This window comes from Halomonas beimenensis (assembly GCF_002549795.1).
Taxonomy (GTDB): domain Bacteria; phylum Pseudomonadota; class Gammaproteobacteria; order Pseudomonadales; family Halomonadaceae; genus Halomonas; species Halomonas beimenensis.
The window spans coordinates 4,027,228-4,053,030 of sequence record NZ_CP021435.1 but is presented as its reverse complement, the minus strand read 5'-3'; the positions used below and the strand labels follow the sequence as shown (position 1 = coordinate 4,053,030).

Annotated in this window: 25 protein-coding genes; 12 read left to right on the top strand and 13 right to left on the bottom strand. The window is 64.5% G+C overall.

Annotated features, from left to right (window positions below):
• Positions 1–260: 260 nt before the first annotated feature.
• The 4 genes from rpmH to mnmE all read left to right on the top strand — a co-directional run bounded on the left by rpmH (position 261) and on the right by mnmE (position 4,172).
• Positions 261–395: a 50S ribosomal protein L34 gene (gene rpmH / locus BEI_RS18840; protein ID WP_008959105.1), complete on the top strand. Its 135-nt coding sequence runs from the start codon at positions 261–263 to the stop codon at positions 393–395.
• 13 nt (positions 396–408) lie between these two features.
• Complete coding sequence (gene rnpA / locus BEI_RS18835; RefSeq protein ID WP_097790941.1) at positions 409–810, top strand: ribonuclease P protein component; 402 nt, start codon at positions 409–411, stop codon at positions 808–810.
• Positions 811–1,014: 204 nt separating this feature from the next.
• Entirely contained in the window at positions 1,015–2,694 is a 1,680-nt protein-coding gene (yidC, locus tag BEI_RS18830) for a membrane protein insertase YidC (RefSeq protein ID WP_097790940.1), read from the top strand.
• A 107-nt stretch (positions 2,695–2,801) separates the two neighbouring features.
• Positions 2,802–4,172, top strand: a complete 1,371-nt coding sequence (gene mnmE / locus BEI_RS18825) for a tRNA uridine-5-carboxymethylaminomethyl(34) synthesis GTPase MnmE (RefSeq protein ID WP_097790939.1) — start codon at positions 2,802–2,804, stop codon at positions 4,170–4,172.
• 147 nt (positions 4,173–4,319) lie between these two features.
• Here mnmE and BEI_RS18820 read toward each other — a convergent pair whose 3' ends face one another.
• The 4 genes from BEI_RS18820 to rdgB form a co-directional block, all read right to left on the bottom strand.
• On the bottom strand, positions 4,320–5,162 hold the full coding sequence (locus tag BEI_RS18820) for a 23S rRNA (adenine(2030)-N(6))-methyltransferase RlmJ (protein WP_097790938.1): 843 nt from the start codon (positions 5,160–5,162) through the stop codon (positions 4,320–4,322).
• Positions 5,163–5,235: 73 nt separating this feature from the next.
• A complete protein-coding gene (locus BEI_RS18815; RefSeq protein ID WP_097790937.1) occupies positions 5,236–5,907 on the bottom strand; it encodes a YiaD family glycine zipper/OmpA-like lipoprotein in 672 nt (223 codons plus the stop codon).
• 38 nt (positions 5,908–5,945) lie between these two features.
• Positions 5,946–7,118, bottom strand: a complete 1,173-nt coding sequence (gene hemW / locus BEI_RS18810) for a radical SAM family heme chaperone HemW (RefSeq protein WP_097790936.1) — start codon at positions 7,116–7,118, stop codon at positions 5,946–5,948.
• Positions 7,115–7,723, bottom strand: coding sequence for an RdgB/HAM1 family non-canonical purine NTP pyrophosphatase (gene rdgB / locus BEI_RS18805; RefSeq protein WP_097791161.1), 609 nt, complete (start codon positions 7,721–7,723; stop codon positions 7,115–7,117). Before rdgB ends, hemW begins: the two co-directional genes overlap by 4 nt.
• Positions 7,724–8,101: 378 nt before the next feature.
• On the opposite strand from rdgB, the gene BEI_RS18800 reads away from it, so the two are divergent.
• The 3 genes from BEI_RS18800 (at position 8,102) to BEI_RS18790 (ending at position 11,600) form a co-directional block, all read left to right on the top strand.
• Positions 8,102–8,776 carry a LuxR C-terminal-related transcriptional regulator gene (locus BEI_RS18800; protein ID WP_097790935.1) on the top strand — a complete coding sequence of 225 codons (675 nt, stop codon included), beginning with the start codon at positions 8,102–8,104 and terminating at the stop codon, positions 8,774–8,776.
• Between the two features lie 120 nt (positions 8,777–8,896).
• Positions 8,897–10,333, top strand: a complete 1,437-nt coding sequence (locus tag BEI_RS18795; protein WP_097790934.1) for a sigma-54 dependent transcriptional regulator — start codon at positions 8,897–8,899, stop codon at positions 10,331–10,333.
• Between the two features lie 208 nt (positions 10,334–10,541).
• A complete protein-coding gene (locus tag BEI_RS18790) occupies positions 10,542–11,600 on the top strand; it encodes a transporter (RefSeq protein ID WP_097790933.1) in 1,059 nt (352 codons plus the stop codon).
• A gap of 62 nt (positions 11,601–11,662) precedes the next feature.
• On the opposite strand, the gene BEI_RS19085 is transcribed toward BEI_RS18790, so the two are convergent.
• The 9 genes from BEI_RS19085 to BEI_RS18745 form a co-directional block, all read right to left on the bottom strand.
• Positions 11,663–12,310, bottom strand: a complete 648-nt coding sequence (locus BEI_RS19085; protein ID WP_153045814.1) for a hypothetical protein — start codon at positions 12,308–12,310, stop codon at positions 11,663–11,665.
• Between the two features lie 21 nt (positions 12,311–12,331).
• Entirely contained in the window at positions 12,332–13,045 is a 714-nt protein-coding gene (locus BEI_RS18780) for a C39 family peptidase (protein ID WP_227644525.1), read from the bottom strand.
• A gap of 78 nt (positions 13,046–13,123) precedes the next feature.
• Positions 13,124–13,609 carry a hypothetical protein gene (locus BEI_RS18775; protein WP_153045813.1) on the bottom strand — a complete coding sequence of 162 codons (486 nt, stop codon included), beginning with the start codon at positions 13,607–13,609 and terminating at the stop codon, positions 13,124–13,126.
• 30 nt (positions 13,610–13,639) lie between these two features.
• Positions 13,640–14,848, bottom strand: coding sequence for a hypothetical protein (locus BEI_RS18770; RefSeq protein WP_153045812.1), 1,209 nt, complete (start codon positions 14,846–14,848; stop codon positions 13,640–13,642).
• 590 nt (positions 14,849–15,438) lie between these two features.
• Positions 15,439–16,680 (bottom strand): P-loop nucleotide/nucleoside kinase family protein, encoded by a 1,242-nt coding sequence (locus BEI_RS18765; protein WP_097790929.1) that lies wholly within the window; start codon positions 16,678–16,680, stop codon positions 15,439–15,441.
• A 32-nt stretch (positions 16,681–16,712) separates the two neighbouring features.
• Positions 16,713–18,002, bottom strand: coding sequence for a glutamate-1-semialdehyde 2,1-aminomutase (gene hemL / locus BEI_RS18760; protein WP_097790928.1), 1,290 nt, complete (start codon positions 18,000–18,002; stop codon positions 16,713–16,715).
• A 202-nt stretch (positions 18,003–18,204) separates the two neighbouring features.
• Positions 18,205–19,041 (bottom strand): bifunctional hydroxymethylpyrimidine kinase/phosphomethylpyrimidine kinase, encoded by an 837-nt coding sequence (thiD, locus tag BEI_RS18755; RefSeq protein WP_097791159.1) that lies wholly within the window; start codon positions 19,039–19,041, stop codon positions 18,205–18,207.
• An 8-nt stretch (positions 19,042–19,049) separates the two neighbouring features.
• On the bottom strand, positions 19,050–19,481 hold the full coding sequence (gene hemJ, locus BEI_RS18750) for a protoporphyrinogen oxidase HemJ (RefSeq protein ID WP_097790927.1): 432 nt from the start codon (positions 19,479–19,481) through the stop codon (positions 19,050–19,052).
• A gap of 9 nt (positions 19,482–19,490) precedes the next feature.
• On the bottom strand, positions 19,491–21,269 hold the full coding sequence (locus tag BEI_RS18745) for a chloride channel protein (protein WP_227644524.1): 1,779 nt from the start codon (positions 21,267–21,269) through the stop codon (positions 19,491–19,493).
• A 176-nt stretch (positions 21,270–21,445) separates the two neighbouring features.
• Between BEI_RS18745 and argC the strand changes: the two genes are divergently transcribed.
• From argC to BEI_RS18720, 5 genes are all read left to right on the top strand, one after another.
• Positions 21,446–22,480 (top strand): N-acetyl-gamma-glutamyl-phosphate reductase, encoded by a 1,035-nt coding sequence (argC, locus tag BEI_RS18740; protein ID WP_097790925.1) that lies wholly within the window; start codon positions 21,446–21,448, stop codon positions 22,478–22,480.
• 353 nt (positions 22,481–22,833) lie between these two features.
• Positions 22,834–23,187, top strand: coding sequence for an iron-sulfur cluster insertion protein ErpA (erpA, locus tag BEI_RS18735; RefSeq protein ID WP_097790924.1), 354 nt, complete (start codon positions 22,834–22,836; stop codon positions 23,185–23,187).
• A 115-nt stretch (positions 23,188–23,302) separates the two neighbouring features.
• Complete coding sequence (locus BEI_RS18730; protein WP_097790923.1) at positions 23,303–24,070, top strand: transporter substrate-binding domain-containing protein; 768 nt, start codon at positions 23,303–23,305, stop codon at positions 24,068–24,070.
• Positions 24,071–24,164: 94 nt separating this feature from the next.
• Entirely contained in the window at positions 24,165–24,836 is a 672-nt protein-coding gene (locus BEI_RS18725; RefSeq protein WP_097790922.1) for an amino acid ABC transporter permease, read from the top strand.
• A 12-nt stretch (positions 24,837–24,848) separates the two neighbouring features.
• Positions 24,849–25,622: an amino acid ABC transporter ATP-binding protein gene (locus tag BEI_RS18720; protein ID WP_097790921.1), complete on the top strand. Its 774-nt coding sequence runs from the start codon at positions 24,849–24,851 to the stop codon at positions 25,620–25,622.
• The last annotated feature ends 181 nt before the right edge of the window (positions 25,623–25,803 follow it).

Sequence of the window (25,803 nt, the reverse complement as noted above, 5' to 3'; positions counted from 1 at the left end):
TCTAAACCTGTTTATCCACAGATGATATCCCCACTAGTAATAACAAGGCATCATAAAAGACCCACTATAGTAATGACGATTGCGGAGCGCCCGCCGGCAGCCAGCCTCCCATGCCGATACCGAGAACGGAAAAATTGCGCGTCCGGCTCGAAATCACTACAATTTCCGGTCTTGAGCCGAATCCCCCCGGATTCCCCACCGGAACCCGGGCGCCTCTGAATCGCCGATTTGTTCCAAAAACCACGTGGGAATAACGAGTTATGAAACGCACCTTTCAACCCAGCGTTCTCAAGCGCAAGCGCGCGCATGGCTTCCGTGCACGCATGGCCACCAAGAACGGTCGCGCCGTCCTGGCTCGCCGTCGTGCCAAGGGCCGCAAGCGCCTGAGCGCCTGATCGCGGACTTCGCGTGTCCTCTCAGGGCTATTCCCGGCGGCTGCGACTGCTGACCGCCGGGGACTATCGACGTGTCTTCGAAACGGCTGTCTACAAGGTCCACGGCAAGGGGCTGATGGCCCTGGCCACCCCCAATGGACTGGGACATCCTCGTCTCGGTCTGATCTTCAGCAAGAAGAACGTGCGTCGTGCCGTCGACCGCAATCGCCTGAAGCGCCTAGCGCGCGAATCCATCCGACTCCGCCAGCATCGACTGCCCGCTGTGGATATCGTGCTGCTCGCCAGACGCGGCGTCCACGAACTGGACAACGACACCGTCCACCGCCAGCTGCACTGCATGTGGAAACGGCTGGAACGCGAGGCGCGAAAGTCGGCGGATGCCTCACCCGAGGCCCTGGCGGCGAATCGACGATGAGATGCCCTGACAGCCGCTGTCGGCACCAGACGGAGCCTGCATGCGCATGACCACGCGAGACGCCTCCTCGCTTGACGCCGCAGCCCCGAACCTCGAGGCTCGGCGGACGTACGTTAGCCTGCCCTCGGCAGGCTTTCGCGTATGTCGGGCGGGCAACCTGCGTTGCGCCATCGGATTGTTCATCACCCATCGGGCAGAACCCTCATGGACGTAAAACGACTACTCTTGCTGATTCCCCTGGCGATCCTCGCCTACCTGATCGTCGTACAGTGGAATCAGGATTACGGCCAGGTGGCCACGGCACCGCAGGCCCCCGCCATCACCGGCGACGCCCAGGCGCCCGCGGCTGCCGATGGCGACGACCTCTCGGTACCGGCCGAGCGCCGTGGCGCCGACGACATCGCCGGCGGCATTCCTGGCGAGGCCGCGGCGACCCGGAGCCGAGACCTGGTGGCCGTCACCACCGACGTGCTGGACCTGCGCATCGATCCCCAGGGCGGCGACATCGTCTACGCGGCCCTGCCCCAGCACAAGTTTGCACTGGATTCGGAACAGCCCTTCGTGCTCCTGGCGGACAATGCCTCGCTCAGCTACGTGGCTCGCTCCGGTCTCCAGCTCGAGGGGCATCAGGGACGGATCACCTTCAGCCCCGAGAAGACCGAGTACCGCCTCGCCGACGGCCAGGAGCGGCTCGAGGTCGACCTGACCGCCACCCTGGACGGCGTCGAGGTGATCAAACGCTTCTCCTTCGAGCGAGACAGCTACGCCGTCGGGGTCGAGTATCTGGTCGCCAACCGGGGCGAGGCGCCGGTGACCGCCCGTTTCATCGGCCAGTTGGCTCGAGACGACAGCCCCGATCCGTCGTCGGGCCCCAAGCTCGGCATGCGCTCCTTCCTGGGCGCCGCCTATTCCTCGCCGGAGACCCGCTACGAGAAGATCGATTTCGAGGCCATCGAGGAAGGCAACTTCGAGAACCGCGACGTCGAGGGCGGCTGGGTCGCCATGATCCAGCACTACTTCGCCTCCGCCTGGGCCCCGCCCCAGGACCAGCAGAACCTCTACTACGCCACCACCGACGCCCGCGGCCGCCACGTGGCCGCCTTCGCCGGCCCCACCCAGAGCGTGGCCGCAGGAGGCGAGGCAGCCCTGGCCGCGACCCTGTACATGGGGCCCAAGGTGCAGGATCGCCTGGAAGAGGTCGCCCCGCACCTGGAGCTGACCGTGGACTTCGGCTGGCTGTGGTTCATCGCCAATCCGCTGTTCTGGCTGCTCGACCACATCCATGACCTGATCGGCAACTGGGGCTGGTCCATCGTCATCCTGACCCTGCTGGTCAAGGCCGCCCTCTGGCCGCTGTCCGCCAAGGCCTACAAGTCCATGGCCCGCATGCGCAAGCTGGGCCCGGAGATGCAACGCCTCAAGGAGCAGTACGGCGACGATCGCCAGAAGATGTCCCAGGAGATGATGAAGTTCTACCAGAAGGAGAAGATCAATCCTCTGGGGGGCTGCCTGCCGATCCTGGTGCAGATGCCGGTGTTCATCGCCCTGTACTGGATGCTGCTGGAATCCGTGGAGCTGCGCCACGCGCCCTTCGTGTTCTGGATCCAGGACCTGTCGGTGAAGGATCCGTTCTTCATCCTGCCGATCCTGATGGGTGCCTCGATGTTCGTGCAGCAACTGCTCAACCCGACCCCACCGGATCCGACCCAGGCGAAGATCATGAAGATGCTGCCCATCGTCTTCACCTTCTTCTTCCTGTGGTTCCCGGCCGGCCTGGTGATCTACTGGGTGGTGAACAACATCACCTCCATCGCCCAGCAGTACGTGATCACCCGCAAGATCGAGGCCGATCCCAGCGTCGGCAAGGGCATGAAGACCAAGTAGCGCAGGGGACTTCCGTTCCCCCGCACCAGACCCCGCCCCGGCGGGGGTCTGGCGTTTCCGGCACCCGGCGCGGACAATGGCGACGCGTCTCACTCGAGGAGTCATCGATGGCCGAGAGCCTCTATCCCCAGGACACCATCGCCGCCCTGGCCACCCCGCCGGGACGAGGCGGCGTGGGCATCATTCGCGTCTCGGGGCCGGCCTGCCGGGCGATCGCCGGCAGCCTGCTGGGACACTGCCCCGAGCCGCGCCATGCCCTCTACGGGCCCTTCCGGGGCTCACAGGGCATGATCGACGAGGGGATCGCGCTGTTCTTCGAGGGCCCGCACTCCTTCACCGGCGAGGACGTGCTGGAGCTCCAGGGCCATGGCGGTCCGGTGATCATGGACCTGCTGCTCGAGCGTTGCGTGATGCTGGGGGCCCGACTGGCACGCCCCGGGGAGTTCTCGGAGCGGGCCTTCCTCAACGACAAGCTCGATCTGGCCCAGGCCGAGGCCATCGCCGACCTCATCGAGGCCAGTTCCCGGGGTGCCGCGGAGAATGCCCTGCGCTCCCTGCAGGGAGAGTTCTCGCGCCGCGTCGAGGGCCTGGTACAGCGGCTCATCGAGCTTCGCATGTACGTGGAGGCCGCCATCGACTTCCCCGAGGAGGAAATCGACTTCCTCGCCGATGGCCATGTGGCCGCCAGGCTGGGCGAGGTCAAGGCCGAGCTCGCCGAGGTGCGGGCCGCCGCGGCGCAGGGGGCCCTGATGCGCGAGGGCATGAACGTGGTCATCGCCGGGCGCCCCAATGCCGGCAAGTCCAGCCTGCTCAATGCCCTGACCGAGCAGGAGACCGCCATCGTCACCGAGATCGAGGGCACCACCCGCGACGTGCTGCGCGAACACATCCACCTGGACGGCATGCCGCTGCACGTCATCGACACCGCCGGCCTGCGCGATACCCCCGACGCCGTGGAACGCATCGGCGTGGCCCGAGCCTGGACGGAGATCGAGAAGGCCGACCGGGTCCTGCTGCTGGTCGACGCCACCACGACCGACGCCGTGGACCCGATGGCCATCTGGCCGGAGTTCGTCGCCCGTCTGCCGGATGCCTCGCGGCTGACCCTGGTGCGCAACAAGGTGGACAGCAGCCGCGAGGCGCCCGGCTTCGACTCGTCCACAACCACCCCGGTCGTTCGGCTCTCGGCGAAGACCGGAGAGGGTGTGGATAACCTCAAGGAGCACCTCAAGGCGGTCATGGGCTTCTCCGCTACCACCGAGGGGCGCTTCTCCGCCCGTCGGCGCCACCTGGACGCCCTGGACCGGGCCGAGGTCGCCCTGGAGAACGGTCAGGCTCAGCTGGCCGGCTACGGGGCGGGTGAGCTGCTGGCGGAGGACCTGCGCGACGCCCAGCAGGCACTGGGGGAGATCACCGGCGAGTTCAGCGCCGACGACCTGCTCGGCGAGATCTTCGGCAGCTTCTGCATCGGCAAGTGACGGCCGGCCGGGCGTTTGCCGTGAGCGCTGGCGCACGGCGCGGATCCGGCGACAGCTCCGGTGAGCCGGCCCCTCGCCTTCCAACGTTGATTGCCCTGGGTCGTTGGCCGGCGTGAGCCTTGCCCCACCGACAGCGGGGAGGGACCTTCACTCTTCTACCCACCAGTCGCCTCGATGACGGCAGGCCTCCCCCAGCAGCGGACTCACGAACGCCATGGCATCCTCCAGCCGTAGCTCCAGTCCCCAGGGAGGATTCACGACCAGCATGCCGCTGCCGTACATGCCATCCTCCTCCCCCGGCGGCGCCAGCGTCAGCTCGCTGCGCCAGATCTTGCGCAGGCCGCCATCGCGAAGCCCCTCGAGCAGCGCCCGATGGCGGCCGGCAGGGAGCAGCGGGTACCAGATCAGCATCAGCGCATGGCGAGCCTTGCGCATGGCCTGCAGGACGGCCTCCGCCACCTCGCCGTACTCCGCCTTGCGTTCGTAGCTGGGGTCGATCAGCACGCAGAGCCGTGGCGTGCTCACGGGCAGCCCCTTGAGCAGCCCCGCCAAGCCATCGCCATGGATGCGACGGGCGTTCTCGGGAAGTTCCTGACCGGCCAGGTGGCCATGTTCCCCGGGATGCAGCTCGAAGAGACGAAGCCGGTCCTGGGGCCTGAGGCGCCGGGCCAGCCACCAGGGGGAGCCCGGGTAGCGATCGAGCCCCGAGCCGGCCTGGACATCGGCCAGGGCCGCCAGCCAGGCGCCCAGCAAGGGATCCTCGGCGAGACCTGCCCGGCCCTGCCAGAGCCGCGCGACCCCCTGGCGGTACTCCCCCAGTCGCGCCGTCTCCTCGGCATCGAGGGGATAGAGGCCACGACCGGCATGGGTGTCTATATACGTAATAGCTGAATCTTTACGTAACAGGTGGTCGATGACGGCGTAAAGCGTCAGATGCTTGTGGACGTCGGCGAAGTTCCCCGCGTGGTAGGCGTGTTGATAGGACAGCATGGCTCGGGTCACGGTGGTGGAAAGAAAAGGCCCGCCCTCCGGAGGAGGGCGGGCCGCTGGACGTACGACGGGATCAGCGCTGGGCCAGCGGGCTCAGGGTGATCTCGACACGCCGATTCTGGGCGCGGCCGGCTTCGGTTTCGTTGCTGGCCACGGGCTGGTTCTCGCCATAGCCGCTCATGTAGAGCCGGTTCGGCGACACCCCACTCTGGGCAAGGTAGTTGCCCACGGACTGGGCACGACGCTCGGACAACCGCTGGTTGTAGGCGGCATCGCCGGTGCTGTCGGTATGGCCGGCGATGTTGACCCGCGTCTCCGGATACTGCAGCAGCACCGAGGACACATCGTTGAGGGCATTTCGCGCGGTCATGGTCAGCTCGCTGGAGTCGAACCCGAAGGTCACGCTGCTCGGCATGTTGAGGATGATGTCGTCACCGCGACGCTCCACCCCGATACCCGTGCCCTGCATGCTCTGGCGAAGCTGTTCTTCCTGCTTGTCCATGTAGGCACCGATCCCGCCCCCCGCGGCGGCCCCCACGGCGGCGCCGATCAGCGCACGGTCGCGACGACTGGTACTGCCGTCACCGCTCAGGGCGCCGGCGGCGGCCCCCACCATGGCCCCGATGGCAGCACCGGTGCCGGTATTGCTGCGCCGGGTCTCGCCGCTATAGGGATCGGTGGTGGTGCACCCCACCAGCAGGGCAGCGGCGGCGAGCGGCGCGATCAGGCGTACGGTTCTGGTCATGGCGTCATCGACTCCTTATCGACGGTTGGCATCCTGCACTAGCCCGAAGGGTCGATCAGGGCCAGCAGCTCGTTCAAGAATAATAGACCCTGGGGCGACGCCTGAACCCTCTCGGCCTCTTCCATCAAGAGTCCTTTTTTCCTCGCCTCGTCGAGACGCCCAAGCAGTGCCTGGGCCGGGCGACCGGTGTGGGCCGACCAGGACGACAGCGGCACCCCATCGGTCAGGCGCAGCACGTTCATGGCGAACTCCAGGGGCAGTTCCTCGGCCGGGATCGGCGCACGGCCGGCCAGGAAGCCCCGCGGATCCCGCTGCCGTCTCAGGTAGGCCTCGGGCTGGCGGGTCTTCCAACGACGCTCGATGTGGAGCCCACCCTCTGCCTCGACGCTGAGCTTGGCATGGGCTCCGGCGCCGATCCCCAGATAGTCGCCGAAACGCCAATAATTGAGGTTGTGACGAGATCGCCGCCCGGGCCTGGCATAGGCGGAGATCTCATAGCGCGAGAGGCCCGCCGCCTCCAGGCGGGCATGCCCGAGGTCCTGGATATCCCAGAGCACCTCCTCCTCGGGCAGGACGGGGGGCCGGGAATGAAACTCGGTGTTCGGCTCCAGGGTCAGCTGGTACCAGGAAAGGTGCTCGGGGGAGAGGGCGAGCGCCAGCTCCAGATCGGCTAGAGCCAGCTCGGGAGTCTGGTCCGGCAGCCCGTGCATCAGGTCCAGGTTGAGGTTGTCGAACCCCGCCTCACGAGCCTCGTTCACCGCGGCACGAGCATCGTCTCCCGAATGGATGCGCCCGAGCGCCTCGAGCTGCGCGTCCTGGAAGCTCTGCACCCCCAGGGAGAGACGGTTGATGCCCACCCGGCGGTAGCCGGCGAACCGACCACGCTCCAGGGTTCCCGGGTTCGCCTCGAGGGTGATCTCGATATCGGCGGCCATCGGCAGACGCTCGGCCACGGCGTCGAGTAGCCGCCCGTAGAAACCGGCCGACATCAGGCTCGGCGTCCCCCCGCCGATGAAGACGCTGACGAGCTCCCGGCCTCGCGCCAGGGGCAGATCGGCCTGCAGGTCCTCGATCAGTGCCGAGAGGTAGTCCTCCTCGGGCAACGCCCCCGAACGTCCGACTCCGTGGGAATTGAAATCGCAGTAGGGACACTTGCGCACGCACCAGGGGACATGCACGTAGAGGGACAGCGGGGGCAGCGAATGACTCATGACGATAGTGGACGAGCCTCCAGCTTGGCGACCAGCGCCCGCAGGGCCTGCCCACGGTGACTCAGGCGATTCTTCAGCTCGGCGGAAAGCTCGGCCGCCGACTGCCCCTGTTCGGGCACCCAGAACAAGGGGTCGTAGCCGAACCCGCCATCGCCCCGGGGTCGGGTCAGGATCTCCCCCTCCCAGCTGCGCTGCACGATGAGCGGGACGGGGTCCTCGGCATGCTGCAACAGCACCAGGACACACCAATAGCGGGCGGTACGCTGCCCCTCGGGGACGTCGGCCAGGGCCGAGAGCAGTCGAGCATTGTTCCGTTCATCACTCCTGGGCTCCCCGGCGAAGCGGGCCGAATGGATGCCGGGGCGCCCCTGGAGGGCATCCACGGCCAGGCCCGAGTCGTCCGCCAGCGCGGGCAGGCCACTGATTCGCGCGGCCTCCCGGGCCTTGAGCAGGGCATTCTCGACGAAGGTCAGCCCCGTCTCGTCGACCTCCGGCACCTCGAATGCCGACTGGGGGCGGACGGCGAGCCCCAGGGGAGACAGCAGTTGCTCGAGTTCTCGCAGCTTGCCGGCATTGCCGCTGGCCAGCACCAGTGGGGTCGTCATCGGATTCGCCTCGAAGGTCGTCATGCGTTGGCAGGCATTCTAAGGGCGACGCAGGGGGAGAGAAAGGCCGACCGGTACATGAGGAATTCCCTCCCAAGCATGGCCAGATGTCCTAGGCTGAAAAGCTGGCTGGCTGGAAAGGAAATATATGATGAGGATTCCATCAAATTTCTAGTATCCGAAGAATAATGAATCATATAAAGCCATGTTTATAAAGGAAGGAATGAAAGCTTGGGCTCAATCATTCTATGCAGGAACGGAGATATAACTAAAAGTTAGTAACAAAAGATTACACTACATCCGACACTTTGTAATGAAGAAGCGCCTGTGTCATGCAACGGGTTGGCCGTATCGCTTTGATATCATAGAGGTTGCATCATGGTCCCGGAAAAGCGTCTGATACTGCTGGTCACCGAATCCAATCCCCAGTCGCAGCTGTTCAGTGACTACCTTCATCAACAGCTCGAGTGTCCCGTCACCATCCTGGCACCAGGCGCCTCATGGAAACCCCGGGAGACGAATGGGGTCCTCGTGCTTCTCGATGCTGACCACATGGATGAGGCCACCATGCAGTCATGGCAGTCTCGCGCCGCCGAGCGTCCCAATACCTCACTGGCCGCCTTCAACCTGCGGGATGAGGATCATGCCGTGGAAACCCTGTCCTGCATGCACCTTCAAGGCATCTTCTATCGGAATGATTCCCTGCCCCTGATCTGCAAGGGACTCGGTACCCTGCTCGAGGGCCAGCTGTGGATGTCACGTTCGCTGATGGCCCGCATGCTGGAATTCTACCGGCGCCACCAGATCAATGCCTACCGCCCCGCCTGCGGCCTGACGCAGCGCGAGCTGGAGATCATCGGACTTCTGGGCTCGGGCGCTTCCAACATGGAAATCGCCGATCGGCTATTCGTCAGTGAACATACGGTGAAGTCTCACCTGTACAACATCTTCAAGAAGATCGACGTCCATAATCGATTGCAGGCGGTGAACTGGGCGAGGCAGAATCTCGGCGCCCCTCCCCCCATGACCGAGCGACGATCCAATGGTGCATGATACCTATCGATGAAAAAAATCATGCCCAACTCCCACTAGCAGGGTGCTAGCTTTTCAGCTGTGACACTGGTCGAACACTGTTTTCTTATTTTTTCATCATGTTTATATCAGGGACCAGACATGAAAGCGACACGCAACCTGATCGCTATTGGCCAGGAATCCGAGAACTTTCAGGGAATACTGCATCAGCTGGAGGAACATGAATGGAATGTCCACCGTGCCGCCACCATCCGGCAGGCCTGGAAAGCACTTCATGAAACCTCCTATCCTGTCGGCATTATCTACCTTGAAGACACCAGTGACGATCACTTGAGGGAAGTGGAAGGAATTATCAATGAGTTCATGACACGCTGGATCGCCATCGCCTCCCCGTCAGCATTGCATTCGTCCACGGTCTGCACGGCGATCAGCCGCCTTTTCAGCGGCATCCATATCTTGCCGATTGAAAATGGCAATTTATTGATATCATTAGAAAACCTCGCAGCACTTGCGAACCTGGACGCCAAACAAAACGTGTCTTCTCCCGAGACAGCCGAACCCCATGACTGTCGAATGGTCGGGTCGAGCTCGATCATGAAGTCGCTCTATCGGACCATCCACAAGGTCGCGGTGGTCGATGCGCCCGTGTTCATCCAGGGGGAATCGGGAACGGGAAAGGAGCTGACCGCCAGGGCGATCCACGAGGAATCATCGCGATCCGGCGAGGCATTCAATGCCGTGAACTGTGGTGCCCTTCCGGCCAACCTGATCCAGTCGGAATTGTTCGGCCATGAGAAGGGAGCCTTCACCGGGGCGAGCCAACGCAAGATCGGGATCATCGAAAGCACCCAGGGAGGCACCCTGTTCCTGGACGAGATCGGTGACCTGCCGCTGGACATGCAGGTCAACCTGCTGCGCTTTCTGGAGAACCACACCATTCAGCGCGTGGGGGGGTTGAAGGAGATCGAGGTCGATGTCCGGGTCCTGGCGGCGACGCATGTCGACCTCGAGCATGCGGTCGCCGAGGGGCGTTTCCGGGAAGATCTCTACCACAGGCTGAATGTCCTGCAGGTCAAGGTTCCCGCTCTCCGGGAACGCGGTGAAGATATCGAGACATTGGCCAAGTATTTCTTCAAGTGTTTCGCCAACGAGAAATCCATGCAGGTGAAGGGCTTCACGAAGGAGAGCCTGGCCATCATGCGGCTCTACGAGTGGCCAGGGAACATTCGCGAGCTCATCAATCGCGTCCGGCGCGCCATGGTGATGTGCGAGCACCCCCTGATCCGGCCCTCCGACCTGGGACTGGAGCGCCGTCACTCACCCTCCCGCTATGCCGAGAGTCTCGAAGAGGCCAGGGACATGGCCGAGCGCAGCGTCGTGCTGGCCGGCCTTTCTCGGAACTCCTTCAACGTCCAGCATGCGGCCCGGGAGCTAGGCATCTCCCGCGTAACGCTCTATCGCTTGATGGAAAAGCACCATATTCATCGGAATAGTGAAGAGGAAAGCCATCAGCATACGAGGGGACATGCAAAGGCACCCAATGTCGTCGACTTTTCCCCCCTCCACAAGAGCCGGTAGCAGGGACTTCTTGGCTTGTCCAGGCAAAGGGATGTTTTTTTATACCAAGAAAAAATAAGTCAATCCTGACTAAGGCATGAAGAGCCTTAGCCTGGAAGAATTCAAAATCACTAATAGCTGAATTTGTTCTATCCTGCATCTGTGACCCACTGGATCCTCAGGGGCAGATCACCAAGAGGCCTACCACCAAGGGATGAGGAACGATAACATGAGACTGGTCAAAACAGGTATCACGCTTGCCTTCAGCATTGTGCCGTTTTCTCTGTCCAGCCTGGCCATGGCTCAGTCTGGCACCGGAGACCCTGTCCAACCGGTGGGTCAGCGCCCTCCCCCCTCGGAGGAAGCGCCCGAGGTACGAGGCATCCCCGACATCGGGGGGGTACTGACGCCCAAGGGGCGGCTGGTCATCGAACCGGAATTCCAGTATTCCCATGCCAGCGTCAACCGACTCACCTTCCGGGGGATAGAGATCCTCGAGACCCTGCAGGTGGGCCTGTTGGCCGCCGAGGATATCGACCGGGATACCCTGACCGGATCCTTGACCGGCCGGTTGGGCGTCACGAACCGCCTGGAGCTTGAACTCAAGGTGCCGTACCTCTATCGCGATGATACCCGGGTCCTCGATGCCAACAATGACATTACCAGATCGGATACCGGCCAAGGGATCGGGGATATCGAGGCGGCTCTCCATTACCAGTTGAATAATCCTAGAGAGGGGAGCCCATTCTTCGTGGGCAACCTGCGCTACAAGTCGACGACGGGTGAAGGACCATTCGATATCGACAGAAATGCCGAAGGCACGCCTGAAGAACTCGCGACAGGTTCCGGCTTTCATTCGATCGAACCCAGCCTGACCATGCTGCTTCCTTCGGCACCGGCAGTATACTTCATGAACCTGGGGTACTTGTATAATTTCGATGATGACGTCAACGAAGCCATTGGCGATGACACGGTCGTGAATAGCGTCGATCCCGGCGATTCGGTAAGAATCAGCTTCGGTATGTCCTACTCCATCAACCCCAAGTCATCCTTCACCCTTGGCTACAAGAATGACTTCATTGGAGAGACGGAAACCACTATCACTCAAGACGGGTTGACGACCACACAGAATACCCAAAGCCTGAATGTTGGCTCAATGCTTCTGGGATGGGCTTATCAGTTTGATGACGATTCGGTGATCAATGCGAACCTGGAGTTTGGTATCACCGAGGATGCTCCGGATACGACCCTCACGCTGCGAGCTCCCATCGGACTGAATGTGTTCTGATAGTCGTCGATTGGAACAACACTCCAAAGGCTGCCAATTCGGCAGCCTTTTTTCCGCGACGTTCAGCGTGGAACTCCTTGCAAGGAGTTAAGGATCATCGTCCGTTGACGAGCGGCTCTGAGCTCTCCCAGGTTTCCGATATGCATACTGATATCGACCCTGTTATCTACACTCTGACCACTCGCATCCGTTGCCAGCGTACTGATGATGGCTTTGCGCGTGACTCTGTGCAAGGCAGCCAGCATGCCACCGCTCTCATAGTTGACGACCACGCCGGAAAAGTCTCCCAGGCCGGAAAGGTCGACATTCCCAGCAATATCCGAAGCACTGATGGCTTGGCCGGGTCCCACCAGAGTGACGACGCCTCCTGCACCAGGCCCTGAATAACCTCGGGAAATCACTTCCGGCCCTCGACCGGAAAAGGTGATCTCGGTTTCATAGCGCAAGCCATTGTTGATCAATGTCGTAAGCTTGGCGCCAAAGTTGATTTTCATGCCGGCCAGGTTGAATCCCCCACGAAGCTCCTCCATCCCGTCTCGCGGGATCTCGACGCCGCGATAGTAGATATCGTGGGTACCCGCCGACAAGATACCATCCACCGAATCAATATCACTGGACGCTGACCAGGCACTCGAAGCCAGCAACATCGCACATGCTGCCGCCAGCACTCCCTGATGCGGTTTTCGAGCCAAGCCATTCTTGATGCTCATGGTTGGTAACTCCTATGTAGATTACCGACCCAGTTCATTCCGTCCCGGTAGCGACAACAGGTATGAGCCGACTCCGCTTCGCTGAATCCCTTCCTCGAGGGGAGAGGCCGGACGAACCCGCCAGTCGCGGTCGTTGTTGAAATTGCTCTTGGCCATCTGCACCTCGTTGCGCACGCCAAGCACCGTATTGTTCCAGAGCGTCTCGAAGGTCTCTCTCGGTACCACGACGGTGCCGGCGGCCGGATCCCCCACCAGGACGTTCTGATTGTCCACTCCCTTCACGACCACGAAATGCTTGTAGCCTCCGGTGTTGATCAAGGTGATGGCCGGCACGCCGATCCGGATGAAGTCATCCAGGGATATCTCGAATCCATCCGAGCTCAGCCCTTGGGAATCCAGGTAGCGTTTCATGTCCAGCATGGAGAAACCGAACGTCTCGATCTGCTCCCTGTTTCCCGTCTCAATCATCTCCTCGAAGACCTCGGCCTCGGTTCTTGGCCGGTTGTAGTGATATGTCATCAAGGTTGCCACCGCCGCCGAGCCACAACTGAAATCGTATTGCTGACGCACCACGCCTTCCCAGCCGATTTCCGACAGGCTCTTGGTCTCGACCTGAAAGGTCCCGAAGGGATTGGCAATGATCACGGGACCGGCCTCGGCTGGCATGACAACGCCCCCACCCGTCAGGGTCAGAACCGCGACCGACAGGAGAGAGCGTTTGAACCACTTCATCATGGTCACTACCTCGGGTTGTCTGCATAGACTGCCGCTGCAGCACAGGACTTGGCACCTTCCAACGGTCACCTTGCCCACTCAGTTCGGGTTGGAAATATAGATGCTGATACCGATGGCGTTGTTGATGGCGTTGCCGTTTCCCGTTACGTTGCTGAAAATGCCGGTGCCGCTGTAATGGCCCAGGGCTCCCTTCTCGAAGGTGATGGCCCCCGACACCATATCGCCCGTCACATTTCCTGACCCAATGGTCGCGGCATCCATGTCCTGGATACTCTGCACGTTGACTCGATCCAGGAAGACATTTTCCTTGCCACGGGTGCTGTCGAGCTCCTCGACGGCCATGCTGTCCAGCATGGCGAAGCCTTGGGAAGTTTCCTGGCTGACCTCATCTGCAAAACCGAGGGTACTCAGGCTGGAGACTGCCACCAGGACGCCCAGGGCCCTCCAATCTCGGAGTCCTACTGTCATTGACCTCTTCATCGCCTTGCCTCCTGCGGATAACAATCCAGCTTGGTAAGGCAAGGAACCGGCGGAGAATAACTCCGCCAGTTCCTGGCTTAACAACCTATCTCCATTACTGGATTTAGGTTTCCCTTACAGGCCGTTGCCAACATTGCTGTTGTGAGCCGAGATGTTGGTGCCGGACAGCTGAGAGTTGTAGAAGCCGCTGGAGGCGTTCATGTTGGCGATGCCGCCATAGGCCCCGCCGGCCGCCACGGAGATGCTGGCCCCGCCGGTATACAGGGCAGCTCCTCCGCCGTTGCCGCCACTGGCACCATTGCCACCGTTGGCTCCGTTCGCCGCGGCATACCCAGCACCGGACTGAGCACCGCCGCCGCCGCCGCCATATCCGGCTGCACCGTCGCCAGCCACGGCACTGGCCCAGCCATTTCCGCCGTCGCCACCGGTACCGGTACCGGTACCGGTGCCTTGACCGGCACCTAGACCGGTTCCGTCCCCAGCGGTAGCGCTGGACCCGGCAAGGGAACCGGACTTGGCATCGGCTTCCTGGTCACCATCCAGGGCGGCACCGATGCCGGCACCCTGTCCGTTACCCAGGCCGAGCAATCCCAGGCCCACGCCGGTACCTACGCCGACGCCGGTGCCGGTGTTGTTGCCGTTGTCGTTGTTCCCAGCCAGGGCGGCGGAGCCGGACAGGGCAGCGGAGCCTGCATCGCCGCCTTTGCCTGCGCCGAGACCCACACCGGAGCCGAGGCCGACGCCGGCGGCGTCACCGCCCTTGCCGCCATCACCGATGACGAGGTTGGAACCACCCTTGCCGCCATCGCCTTCACCACCGGCACCACCGATGGCAGCGCTGACGTTGACGGCCACATTGGTGCCACCGTCTCCGCCATTGCCGCCCTCGGCGCCATTGCCACCACGGAGGAAGATGCCGCCCCCGATGACCACGGAGTTCATCTTCTGATGCGAGATGACGTTGATGTTGGTGTTGTAGGACTCGCTCATGGCCCAGGCATCGCCGCCGTCACCGGCAGGCCCACCGGCACCGCCATAGCCGGTGCCGATACCGGCCGCCGCGGCATGGCCGCCTTCGCCTTCACCCTTGCCGAAGATGCCATAATCGTTACCGGTGCCTTCGCCATTGGCCTCGGCATTGGCCGCACCCAGACCGTTGCCATCTCCACCGTTGCTATTGCCGCCGCTACCACCGACGGCCACGGCATCGGAGTCCACCCCCTGATACGAGAACTTCCCGTTGTTGTTCGGGTTGGCCTGGGCGGTGGAAATCGCCATGACCAGCGCCAGCAAGGAGGTACCTGCAATTGCATAAGCTTTCATGATGACTCTCCCCTTCGATTCGGCTGAATCCTTCTGCTCTCCTGCCAATCACCGGATCGCATGATCGATCGATGCCGGCGTTGGATATCGCGCCTGCTCAGCGAGAGGTCGATTCTTGATCCCTTGATGATCCCGCTCGCAGGCAATCAGACGGAGCATGTCTCGTGCCAGGTTTTCCCAACTCTTTGAAGGAAGGAAGAAAATTCATCAAGAGAGGCAAGGGAGGGGCTGGATCCATCGGTGAAGGAGGGGAGTCTCCCTGCCGAAGTGTCAGGCTGCTGAAACAAGGCCGCTGACACGGCGCCTGAAGGAGGTTATTTTTTCCTTTAATATCAAATAATTAACGTTAAGATACAGTCAGGAAACAAAGCTGTTGCAGACTTGGCACTTCCGACGACTTCCTGGCCAATATTCGCGAATTCAATGGGTTACGATGTATGAAAAAGGTAAATGCCGGATAGGCCGATGACAGGTTTTTGTAACACCGGCCAGGAAGGCAAGGGTGCGTCAGGGGAGTCGCTCGGGAGAGATGTACCGCTCATGGCCCGGCTAGACCGAGCCCTGAGCGAATGGTGGTGGGGAAGAAAGACTCAGCTCCAGTGAACATGTTCCTGGATCAGGCCGGCGAGGGTCTCGGCGGCGTTGTCCGCCGTGGTATCCAGGTGCACGAGATGCAGGCGCTCGTCGTCGGAGAAGGGCTCGAAGGCCGCCCGCTGACGCGACAGCACCGCCAGGCCGTCCTCCGCGGGCAGTGCCTGCCTGCGAGCCCGCTTGGTGATGCGACGCTGCAGGGTGGCCTCATCCGCCTCGAAGCTGACCAGCAACACCGGCAGGCCCCGGCTCTCGGCCTGGTGACGCAACAGGTTGCGCTGCTCCCGTGACAGGCAGGTGGCATCGATGCAGGCCGGGAAGCCGGCATCCAGCAGGAGACCGGCGCAACGGGCGAGTCGCCGATAGGTCAGGTCCGTGGCCTCCGCCGAGAACCTGTCCACAGGGGGAGCGCCGTCATCCACCTGGGGATAACCCGCCTCGAGGCGGCGTCGTTCGACGTCGGAAGCCAGGCGGACCGCCCCCAGGCGGGTTACCAGGTTGCGCGTGAACCGGCTCTTGCCGCTGCCGACCACCCCCACGCCGATCACCAGCGGCGGAAACCGGAACTCGGTATGGTGCTCCGCCAGTTCGAGATAGCGCCGCGAGGCACTCATGGTCTCCGCCAGCAGCGCCGGTCGCTCGTCATCACCGCCCGACTCCTCGAGGCGCCTCAAGGCACGGCGGGCGCCGGCCATGGCCTCGATGACCCGGTAGACCGACAGCAGGCGTGACGCCTCGTAGTCGCCGGTCTCGCGCAGGTAACCATCCAGGGCGCGCCGGGCCAGTCGTGGCTCGTCACGCACTTCCAGGCCCACCAGCAAGGAGGCCAGGTCCGCGGCCGGGTCCTGAATCACCCCGGCACCGAACCCTGCCAGGTCCCGATCGATGGCATTGGCCATCACGACCCGGCCCTCGACGACCAGTCGGCTCCCCTCATGGTCACAGGCCCAGCTATGGGCCAGGCGCTGCGCTCCCCGGGACTCGAGTACCGGCGCCAGCCGCTCGACGTTCTCGGTCAGCCAGCGGGAGAGCTCTCCCAGGCGTTGCCGGTCCTGTTCTCCCGTCATCAGCGATGTCAGCGCCCCGACCTCGGCCGATATCCTGTCGCGGACCGCCGCGAGCAGGCCGGTCCCGTCGGACTCCCCGTCACGATGATCGATATGCCAGTGCGCCAGCGCCTCGACCAGTCGATCGAGATCGAAGTCGCAGGCGGGCGCCTCTTGGGAGTGTCGCTGCTGCATCGCTTCTCTCCTTACCGGGACATCGATGCCGGTCAGTCCTCGCGCATCGCGGCGAAGACGGCCTCGGCCGCGTCCAGGGTCAGCTGGATGTCCTCCGGCGCATGGGCACTGGACATGAAGCCGGCCTCGAAGGCCGACGGGGCCAGGTAGACGCCGTGCTCGAGCATGCCTGCGAAGAAGCGCCGGAAGGCATCGCCGTCACAGGCCGTGGCCTGGGCGAAGTTGTCGACCCGGCTCTGACCGGTGAAGAAGACACCGAACATGCCGCCGGCCCGCTGGGTGATCATGTCGATGCCGGCGGCATCGGCGCGTTCCTGCAGCCCATGGCACAGGGTCTCGACCCGCTGGGCCAGGGCATCGTGGAAACCCGGCTCGCGCAGCTTGTTCAGCAGGGCGATGCCGGCCGCCATGGCCAGCGGATTCCCGGCCAGGGTGCCGGCCTGATAGACGGGGCCCAGCGGCGAGATGTTCTCCATGATGGAGCGTCGCCCACCGAAGGCACCCACCGGCATGCCGCCGCCGACGATCTTGCCCAGGCAGGTCAGGTCAGGCTCGATGCCGTAGTGGGCCTGGGCACCGCCCATGGCCACCCGGAAGCCGGTCATCACCTCGTCGAAGATCAACACGCTCTCATGACGGTCGCAGACGCGGCGCAACGTCTCGAGGAAGCCGGGCTGGGGGGGGATGCAGTTCATGTTGCCGGCCACCGGCTCGACGATGATGCACGCCACCTCGTCGCCGATCTCCTCGAAGCACTGCTCCACGGCATCCGCGTCGTTGTAGGGCAGGGTGACCGTATGCTCGGCCAGGGAAGCCGGCACCCCCGGGGAGCTGGGCTCGCCGTGGGTCAGGGCCCCCGAGCCCGCCTTCACCAGCAGCGAGTCGGAGTGGCCATGGTAGTTCCCCTCGAACTTGACGATCTTGTCGCGGCCCGTATAGCCGCGGGCCAGGCGGATCGCCGACATGGTGGCCTCGGTGCCGGAGTTGACCATGCGCACCAGTTCGATGCTCGGGATCATCTCGCAGATCAGGTCGGCCATGGTGGTCTCGATGGCGGTGGGCGTGCCGAAGGACAGCCCACTGTCGAGACGCTCCCGGACCGCCCCGAGGACATCGGGATCGGCATGACCGGTGATCATCGGTCCCCAGGAGCCCACGTAATCCACATAGCGCTTGCCCTCCACGTCGTAGAGGTAGGCGCCCTGGGCGCGCTCCATGAACACCGGCGGACGTTCCAGTCCCTTGAAGGCACGCACCGGTGAATTGACGCCACCGGGAATGTGTCGGCAAGCCCGTTCGAAGAGCTGGGCGGATGTGGTCATGTCAACCTCGTTTCCTGTTGAAGATAAGCGTCGTATCGGTCCGGAGCCGCGGCATGGCGGGCTCCGCCCTGTGGATAATTCTCTGGATAAGCATTTGACGAGCGGTGATCTCCCGGTGAACGTCGGGTAACGCCGCCGATGGCGTCGCGCTCCTGATACCTATTCTCGATGTTGCACTCCGCGATGACCAGCCCGCCGCTCGTCAGCTCCTGCTCTCCCCGTCGGCCGTGGCGACGGGGAGGCGCCAGAGGCGCCTCGGCAATCGCTGGTCCCGACCGGGTCGCCAGCCATGGGCCAGGGCCTCCCAGGTGAAGGCCTGGGCCTGCTCACAGGCCGACACCAGGGACTCGCCGAGCGCCAGCCGCGCCGCCAGGGCCGAGGCCAGGGTACAGCCGGAGCCGTGGTACTCACCGGCCAGCCGCGGCCAGCTCCACTGCCGGTCGCCATCCGGCACGTGCAGGGTATGCATCACTCGATCCGCCGGGACTCGCGCCTCCGGGGTGTCGGTGCCGGTGACCAGCACGGCCTGGCAGCCACGGTGCATCAGCGCCACCGCCCGCTCGGTGTCGTCCTGGCAATCATCCCCCGCCAGTCGGGCGAGTTCCCGGCGATTGGGCGTCAGAATATCCACAAGGGGAAGCAGGCGGCGGCGGACCGCCGCCTCCAGGGCGGGTGTGGACAAGTCGCTGCCCCCACCGGCCTTGAGCACCGGGTCGACCACCACGGGCACCCCGGGACGTCGACGCAGGATCTCCACCACCGCCTCCAGCGTCGCCTCGGAGGCCAGCAGGCCGACCTTGATCGCGGAGATCTCGATATCGGCCAGGGCATCCGCCATGTCGAGCAGGGTCTCCGGGGCCACCGGCTGGACGGACTGGACGTCCCGGCAATTCTGGATGGTGAGCGCGGTGGGCAGGGTCAGGGCCCAGCCGCCACAGGCGGCCACCGCCTCGGCGTCGGCCACGAGGCCGGCCCCGCCGGTGGGGTCGTGGCCGGCCATCACCAGGACCACCGGCAGATGGGGTTGCGTCTGGGGCATGGGCGTCATCAGAAGGGTTTCAGCACGGCGAGGAGAACGATCGCCAACAGGGCGATCACGGGCAGTTCGTTGAAGACCCGGAAGAAGCCATGGGGGCGTGTACAGCGCCCCCCGGCGAACTGCTTGAGATAGACCAGGCACACATGATGGTAGGCCACCAGCAGTGCCACCAGCGCCAGCTTGACGTGCAGCCACCCCTGGGTGAGCCAGCCGGGATTCAGCACCAGCAGCACGCCGCCCAGCCCCAGTACGGCGATCATCGAGGGCGTCATGATGCCGCGATACAGCTTGCGCTCCATGACGGTGAAGTAGTCGATGGCCTGGCGCTCGCCCCGGTCCCGGGCCATGGCGTGGTAGACATAGAGTCGCGGCAGGTAGAACAGGGCGGCGAACCAGGTCACCACGGCCACCAGGTGGAGGGCCTTGATCCAGGGGTACATATCGACTCCTCAGCCGGGGGGGGTATCGCTGTAGCGGTAGTAGCGCTCGATGGCATCCCGGGTGATGATACCGGAAATCCGCTTGTGCTTCGGCCGATGGCCGTGTTCCACGTAGAGGGCATCGGCGTGCTTGGTGTTGAGCCGGTCGAAGGCCTCGGAGAGGGTCGCCTGGAGGTGGATCGGCGCCAGGTCAAGACGCTGGCCGGGAATCTCCAGCAGGTCCAGTCGACCGTCCTTGCCGATCAGCTTGTCGTTCTCGTCGTGTTCCAGCATCCAGCGGGCCAGGTCGGCCGCCTTGAGGGCCAGGGCCGGCTTGGCGTCGCTGGAACGCTCGATCAGGATCCATACCGGCTTGGCCTCGAGCAGGGTGCCGGCCTGCTCGAGGGTCACCCTCCTGCGGGTGCGCACCAGGTCGCGCTCCATGACCGCGGGCACCGAGACCCGATTGAGTGCCTGCATCAGGGGCTGCTGGAGCGGATGCAGCCCATGGCGCGTGACGCTGACGAAGAAACCGTCACAGCCGCACAGCTGTCGCGAGGTCAGGCCGGCGACCACCACCGCCAGCATGCCGGGGAGGATCAGGTTGGGGTTGTGGGTCAGCTCCAGCAGGGCCATCAGGGCCGCCAGCGGCGCCTGGAGCACCGCCCCCATCATGGCGGCCATGCCCAGCATGGCATAGACGGCGGGACCGGCGGCGAGCTCGGGCATCAACTGGGCGCCGAGCAGGCCGCACAAGGCGCCGGCGGCGCCGCCCGACACCAGCACCGGCCCGATGATGCTCACCGGGATGCCGCAGGCCACGGCGAAGGCGGTGACCAGCAACTTGCCGAGGGCCACGGCGAGCAGCACGTCCAGGCTCAGCTCGCCGGCGATGGTCAGGCCCAGGGTGTCATAGCCCATCCCCTGGATCTGCGGATACCACCAGGCCAGGGCGCCCACCAGGCCGCCGGCCAGGGCGAAGCGCACCGCGAAGGGCAGGGGCCTGAGGCGATCCCCGGCCCGGGCCACCCTGACGAAGCCCCCGGCCAGCAAGCCGATGCCCAGGGCACTGACCACGATCCAGGGCAGGTTGAACAGCGATCCCAGCATGACGCCGCTCTCCTGGAAGGGCTGTTCGACCCCGAACACCGCCTGGGCCACCACCGCCCCCATGGTGGAGGCCAGGATCACCGGCATGAAGCCGGTGATGGTGTACTCCATCATCACCACTTCCATGGCGAAGATGACCCCGGCGATGGGCGTATTGAAGGAGGCCGAGATTCCCGCCGCGGTGCCGCAGGCCACCAGCACCCGCAGGCTGTTGTGGGGCAGGCGAAGGCTCTGGCCGAGGCCGCTGCAGGCCGCCGCGCCGAGGTGGATCGCCGGCCCCTCGCGACCCGCGGAGAGGCCACCCAGCACCGAAATCAGCCCCACCCACCACTGGGTGATCCAGTTGCGCAGGGGAAAGCGCCCCTGGTGATAGGTCAGCCGCTCGAGCACGTGCGCCACGCCGATCTGGCGCCCGGCCGGGGGGAGCCACCAGAGCCAGACACCGATCAGCGCCACCGCCAGCAGCGGCAGCAGGGCCCTCGCCCCCGGGGCGAGGCCCTCGAATGCCTCGGGATCGCCGCCGGGCAGGAAGACCATCGCGCCCAGCGCCAGCAGCAGGCGGAACAGCACCATCAATCCGCCGGTGATCAGCCCGGACACCAGGCCCAGCACGCAGAGCTGGGGCAGGGCATCCACGCTGGCCAGCTGGCGACGAAAACGATCGAGGCTGAAACAACGGGGTAGCGAGAGACGCGGCAAGGCAACCTTCCTGTTCGGTCCGACTCCCCCCGACCCTGGGTGGAAGCCTTCCCTCTTGTGTATCATATCCGGCAACAGAGGTCCCAGCGTCCACCATGAAGAGCAGGGCAATCGCAGCGGGGTCAGCCCCGATCGACAACGCTAACTGCGATCCCCCTACCAGTGAGGAGTCCATCGTGATCAAGGTCGGAATCGTCGGCGGCACCGGGTACACCGGCGTCGAACTGCTCAGGCTGCTGGCCCGCCATCCCGAGGTGCGCGTCGAGGCCATCACCTCGCGCAGCGAGGCCGGCCTGGGGGTCAGCGAACTCTATCCCAATCTGCGCGGCCACTACGACGACCTTCGCTTCAGCGAGCCGGACCCGGCCCGCCTGGCGGCCTGCGATGCGGTCTTCTTCGCCACGCCCCACGGCGTGGCCCACGCCCTGGCCGGAGACCTGCTCGACCGCGGCACCCGGGTCATCGACCTGTCGGCGGACTTCCGCCTGCGCGACGCGGCCGAATGGGAAGCCTGGTACGGCCAGCCCCACGGCGCCCCCGAACTGCTCGACGAGGCCGTCTACGGCCTGCCCGAGGTCCACCGCGAGCGCATCCGCCAGGCGCGCCTGATCGCGGTCCCGGGCTGCTACCCCACCGCCGTGCAGCTCGGCCTGCTGCCGCTGCTGGAGGCGGGGCTGGTCGACGCCGACCACGTCATCGCCGACTGCAAGTCGGGGGTCACCGGCGCCGGTCGGGGCGCCAAGGTGCCCTCCCTGCTGGCCGAGGCCAGCGAATCCATGAAGGCCTACGGGGCCTCGGGGCACCGCCACCTGCCCGAGATCCGTCAGGGCCTGGGCGATGCGGCCGGCGGCCCGGTGGGGCTGACCTTCGTGCCCCACCTGACCCCCATGATCCGCGGCATCCATGCCACCCTCTACGGCCGGCTCACCGGCGAGCCCGGCGACCTGCAGGCACGCTTCGAGGAGCGCTTCGCCGAGGAGCCCTTCGTCGACGTCATGCCGGCGGGGAGCCATCCCGAGACGCGCAGCGTCAAGGGCGCCAACGTCTGCCGCCTGGCCGTGCACCGGCCGGGCGACGGCGACACCGTGGTGGTGCTCTCGGTCATCGACAACCTGGTCAAGGGCGCCTCCGGGCAGGCCGTGCACAACCTCAACCTGATGTTCGGCCTCGACGAGCACGCCGGCCTCGACGCCCCGGCGATGATGCCCTGACATCTCCCCTCGCTCAGGGCCATCGAAGCGGGGGCTGGCGAGGGGCGCCGGGGACAGGACGAAGAGGGGGTCCTACGCCATGGGTGAGGAGCACTGCTCCGAACGGGTTGGCCATGGATGGCCAACCCAGGACCTGCAAGCAGAGCAGGAGGCGAGAGCGCCGCAGGGCGTCGGTAGCGCCCAGGGAAGGGTTTACAGCGCCCCCTCGGCGGTCCGGCGCTCCGGGACCTGTCCCCGGATCAGCCCCGAACGGGCGCGATAGCTCTGTCCCACCTCCAATAGTTGACCCTTTTGCTCGGGGTTGGGGATAATCGTCTCCTGCAAGACATTCACCGATTCCGGGGAGGTCACCCATGAGCGGTGCCGCTACCTTCGTTCCGACCCCTCTACTGCTGTCCGACAGCGCCAAGGCGCGGCTTCAGGCCTTGATCGAGGAGGAAGGCAATCCCGATCTCAAGCTTCGGGTCTACGTGACCGGCGGCGGCTGTTCCGGCTTCCAGTACGGCTTCGACTTCGCCGAGACGGTGGCCGAGGACGATACCCTGGTCGAGTTCGGCGAGGTCGCCCTGGTGGTCGACCCGCTCTCCTACCAGTACCTGGTGGGCTCCACCGTGGACTTCGAGGAAGGCCTGGCCGGCGCCCGTTTCCTGATCCAGAACCCCAATGCCACGACCACCTGCGGCTGCGGCGCCTCCTTCATGGTCTGATACCCGGCGTTGAATCGCCTCCCCCCGAGCCCCCCCGCAGAAACTTGACGCCTACCCGGCGACTCGCCATGGTTGATTAGGTAATGCAAAAACTAATCGAACCATGGAGAGTTTCATGAAAGGTCAACTCAAGGCGGCTTCGCTGGCCTCCTGTCTCGGCCTGGCCCTGGGCCTGTCCGCCACCGCCAGCGCCGACAACCACGTCCTCGACGTGGTCACCGACCCGAGCTTCGTGCCCTTCGAGATGATGGACCAGGACACCGGCGAGATGGTCGGTTTCGACATGGACATCATCGCCGAGGTAGCCGAACGCGCCGGGTTCGAGTACAACCTGCGCACCATGGACTTCAACGGCATCATCCCCGCCGTGCAGACCGGCAACGTCGACATCGCCATCGCCGGGATCACCATCACCGACGAGCGCGCCGAGATCGTCGATTTCTCCGATCCCTATTACGACAGCGGCCTGCGCCTGCTGGTCAACGCCGACGACGACAGCATCCAGAACGTGGAAGACCTGGAAGGCAAGTCCGTCGGCACCAAGATCGGCTCCACCAGCTACGACTTCCTCCAGGAGAACCTCGGGGACGCCGCCGACATCACGCCCTACCCCGGCTCCAGCGACATGTACATGGCCCTGCTGGGCGGCAGCGTCGACGCGGTCTTCTATGACGCCCCCAACGTCGGCTACTTCTCCCAGACTCGCGGCGAGGGCCGCACCCAGGTCGTCGGCCCGCTCTACGAGGGGCAGCAGTACGGCATCGTCTTCGTCAAGGGCAGCGAATGGGTCGAGCCCGTCAACGAGGCCCTGGCGTCCATGAAGGAGGACGGCACCTACGACGAGATCCACGCCAAGTGGTTCGGCAGCCCCAGCGGCGAATGATCCTCCAGGCGTCAACCGACGGGGTCGGGTCCCATGACCCGACCCCGTTGCGTTGCGATCCCCTTGTCCCTGTGCACCTTGACGGAGATCCCTCGTGGACGTCACATTCGATTTCGACTGGCAGGCGGCCTTCGCCTCCATTCCGCACCTGCTGACGGGTATTCCCTATACCCTGCTGATCTCCTTCGTCGGCCTGGCCATCGGCTTCATCATCGGCATCGTCTTCGGGCTGCTGCGCATCAGCCCGGTGAGCTGGCTGCGCCTGCCCGCCGTGGCCTATATCGAGATCTTCCGCGGCACCCCGGTCCTGGTTCAGGTGCTGTTCATCTTCTACGGCCTCCCCCAGCTGCTCGGCGGGCCCATCAACGCCCTGGTCGCGGGCATCGCGGCCATCGCGGTCAACTCCGGCGCCTACATCTCGGAGATCGTCCGCGGCGGCGTGCAGTCCATCGAGCGGGGCCAGCGCGAGGCGGGCCTGTCGCTGGGGCTGTCCCGGCGCCAGACCTTCCGCTACATCATCTGGCCCCAGGCCCTTCGGCGGATGATCCCGCCGCTCGGCAACCAGGGCATCATCAGCATCAAGGACACCTCGCTGTTCTCGGTCATCGGCGTCGGGGAGCTGGTGCGCCAGGGCCAGGTCTACATCGCCACCACCTTCAACGCCCTGGAGGTGTACCTGATGGTCGCCGCCCTCTACCTGGTGATCACCCTGTCGCTCTCCTTCGCGCTGCGCATGCTGGAGCGCAAGGGCCTGGTCGGACAATAAGGAAGGCATGACATGAACGACGAGACGTCCAAGTCCGGCGGCGAGCCCATCGTGCGCCTGGACAAGGTCAACAAGTACTTCGGTTCCCTGCATGTGTTGAAGGACATCGACCTGGAGGTCACGCCCGGGGAGGTGGTGGTGATCATCGGCGCCAGTGGCTCCGGCAAGTCGACGCTGATCCGCTGCATCAACGGCCTCGAGGAGTTCCAGCAGGGCGCGCTCGAGGTCGACGGGAACCCCCTCTTGCCCCACGGCAAGGCCACCAAGACGCTGCAGAAGATCCGCACCGAGGTCGGCATGGTCTTCCAGCAGTTCAATCTCTTTCCCCACCTGAGCGTGCTGGACAACGTGACCCTGGCGCCCATGAAGGTGCGCGGCCTGAGCCGCGAGGATGCCATCAAGATCGCCGAACGCCTGCTCGACCGGGTGGGTATCGGCGACCAGGCCCAGAAGTACCCCTCTCAGCTGTCGGGGGGCCAGCAACAGCGCGTGGCCCTGGCCCGTGCCCTGGCCATGGAACCGCGGCTGATGCTCTTCGACGAGCCCACCTCGGCGCTTGACCCGGAGATGATCGGTGAAGTGCTGGACGCCATGCGCGAGCTCGCCAACGAGGGCATGACCATGCTGGTCGTCACCCACGAGATGGGCTTCGCCCGCGAGGTCGCCGACCGCGTGATCTTCATCCACAAGGGCGAGATCGCCGAGGAGGGCCCGCCCGAGACGATCTTCGATTCCCCCCAGGCGGAACCCACCCGCCAGTTCCTCTCACGGGTGCTCAAGCACTGACGAGACGTCGTAACCCGCCTCGAGTAGGCCCTGTCGGAGACGACAGGGCCTTTTTTTCGCCTGTGGACAACCACACAGGCCGAAAGCGCTCGACGGCCGCCATGGCAGGGCTGGGGACGAATCCGGCGATTGTTCACAGCTCCGGTGACAAGACCGGGAGAGGGCCGTGGACAAGCGGTGA

Bases quoted from the DNA above. Each gene is read 5' to 3' on its own strand.
- BEI_RS18815 (WP_097790937.1), bottom strand. From the start codon at position 5,907: ATGACCAGAACCGTACGCCTGATCGCGCCGCTCGCCGCCGCTGCCCTG.
- rpmH (WP_008959105.1), top strand. From the start codon at position 261: ATGAAACGCACCTTTCAACCCAGCGTTCTCAAGCGCAAGCGCGCGCAT.
- mnmE (WP_097790939.1), top strand. From the start codon at position 2,802: ATGGCCGAGAGCCTCTATCCCCAGGACACCATCGCCGCCCTGGCCACC.
- erpA (WP_097790924.1), top strand. From the start codon at position 22,834: ATGAGCGGTGCCGCTACCTTCGTTCCGACCCCTCTACTGCTGTCCGAC.
- BEI_RS18765 (WP_097790929.1), bottom strand. From the start codon at position 16,680: ATGCAGCAGCGACACTCCCAAGAGGCGCCCGCCTGCGACTTCGATCTC.
- BEI_RS18770 (WP_153045812.1), bottom strand. From the start codon at position 14,848: ATGAAAGCTTATGCAATTGCAGGTACCTCCTTGCTGGCGCTGGTCATG.
- BEI_RS18795 (WP_097790934.1), top strand. From the start codon at position 8,897: ATGAAAGCGACACGCAACCTGATCGCTATTGGCCAGGAATCCGAGAAC.
- hemJ (WP_097790927.1), bottom strand. From the start codon at position 19,481: ATGTACCCCTGGATCAAGGCCCTCCACCTGGTGGCCGTGGTGACCTGG.
- BEI_RS18820 (WP_097790938.1), bottom strand. From the start codon at position 5,162: ATGCTGTCCTATCAACACGCCTACCACGCGGGGAACTTCGCCGACGTC.
- hemL (WP_097790928.1), bottom strand. From the start codon at position 18,002: ATGACCACATCCGCCCAGCTCTTCGAACGGGCTTGCCGACACATTCCC.
- BEI_RS18780 (WP_227644525.1), bottom strand. From the start codon at position 13,045: ATGATGAAGTGGTTCAAACGCTCTCTCCTGTCGGTCGCGGTTCTGACC.
- rdgB (WP_097791161.1), bottom strand. From the start codon at position 7,723: ATGACGACCCCACTGGTGCTGGCCAGCGGCAATGCCGGCAAGCTGCGA.
- thiD (WP_097791159.1), bottom strand. From the start codon at position 19,041: ATGCCCCAGACGCAACCCCATCTGCCGGTGGTCCTGGTGATGGCCGGC.
- BEI_RS19085 (WP_153045814.1), bottom strand. From the start codon at position 12,310: ATGAGCATCAAGAATGGCTTGGCTCGAAAACCGCATCAGGGAGTGCTG.
- BEI_RS18720 (WP_097790921.1), top strand. From the start codon at position 24,849: ATGAACGACGAGACGTCCAAGTCCGGCGGCGAGCCCATCGTGCGCCTG.
- BEI_RS18790 (WP_097790933.1), top strand. From the start codon at position 10,542: ATGAGACTGGTCAAAACAGGTATCACGCTTGCCTTCAGCATTGTGCCG.
- BEI_RS18800 (WP_097790935.1), top strand. From the start codon at position 8,102: ATGGTCCCGGAAAAGCGTCTGATACTGCTGGTCACCGAATCCAATCCC.
- yidC (WP_097790940.1), top strand. From the start codon at position 1,015: ATGGACGTAAAACGACTACTCTTGCTGATTCCCCTGGCGATCCTCGCC.
- BEI_RS18730 (WP_097790923.1), top strand. From the start codon at position 23,303: ATGAAAGGTCAACTCAAGGCGGCTTCGCTGGCCTCCTGTCTCGGCCTG.
- hemW (WP_097790936.1), bottom strand. From the start codon at position 7,118: ATGAGTCATTCGCTGCCCCCGCTGTCCCTCTACGTGCATGTCCCCTGG.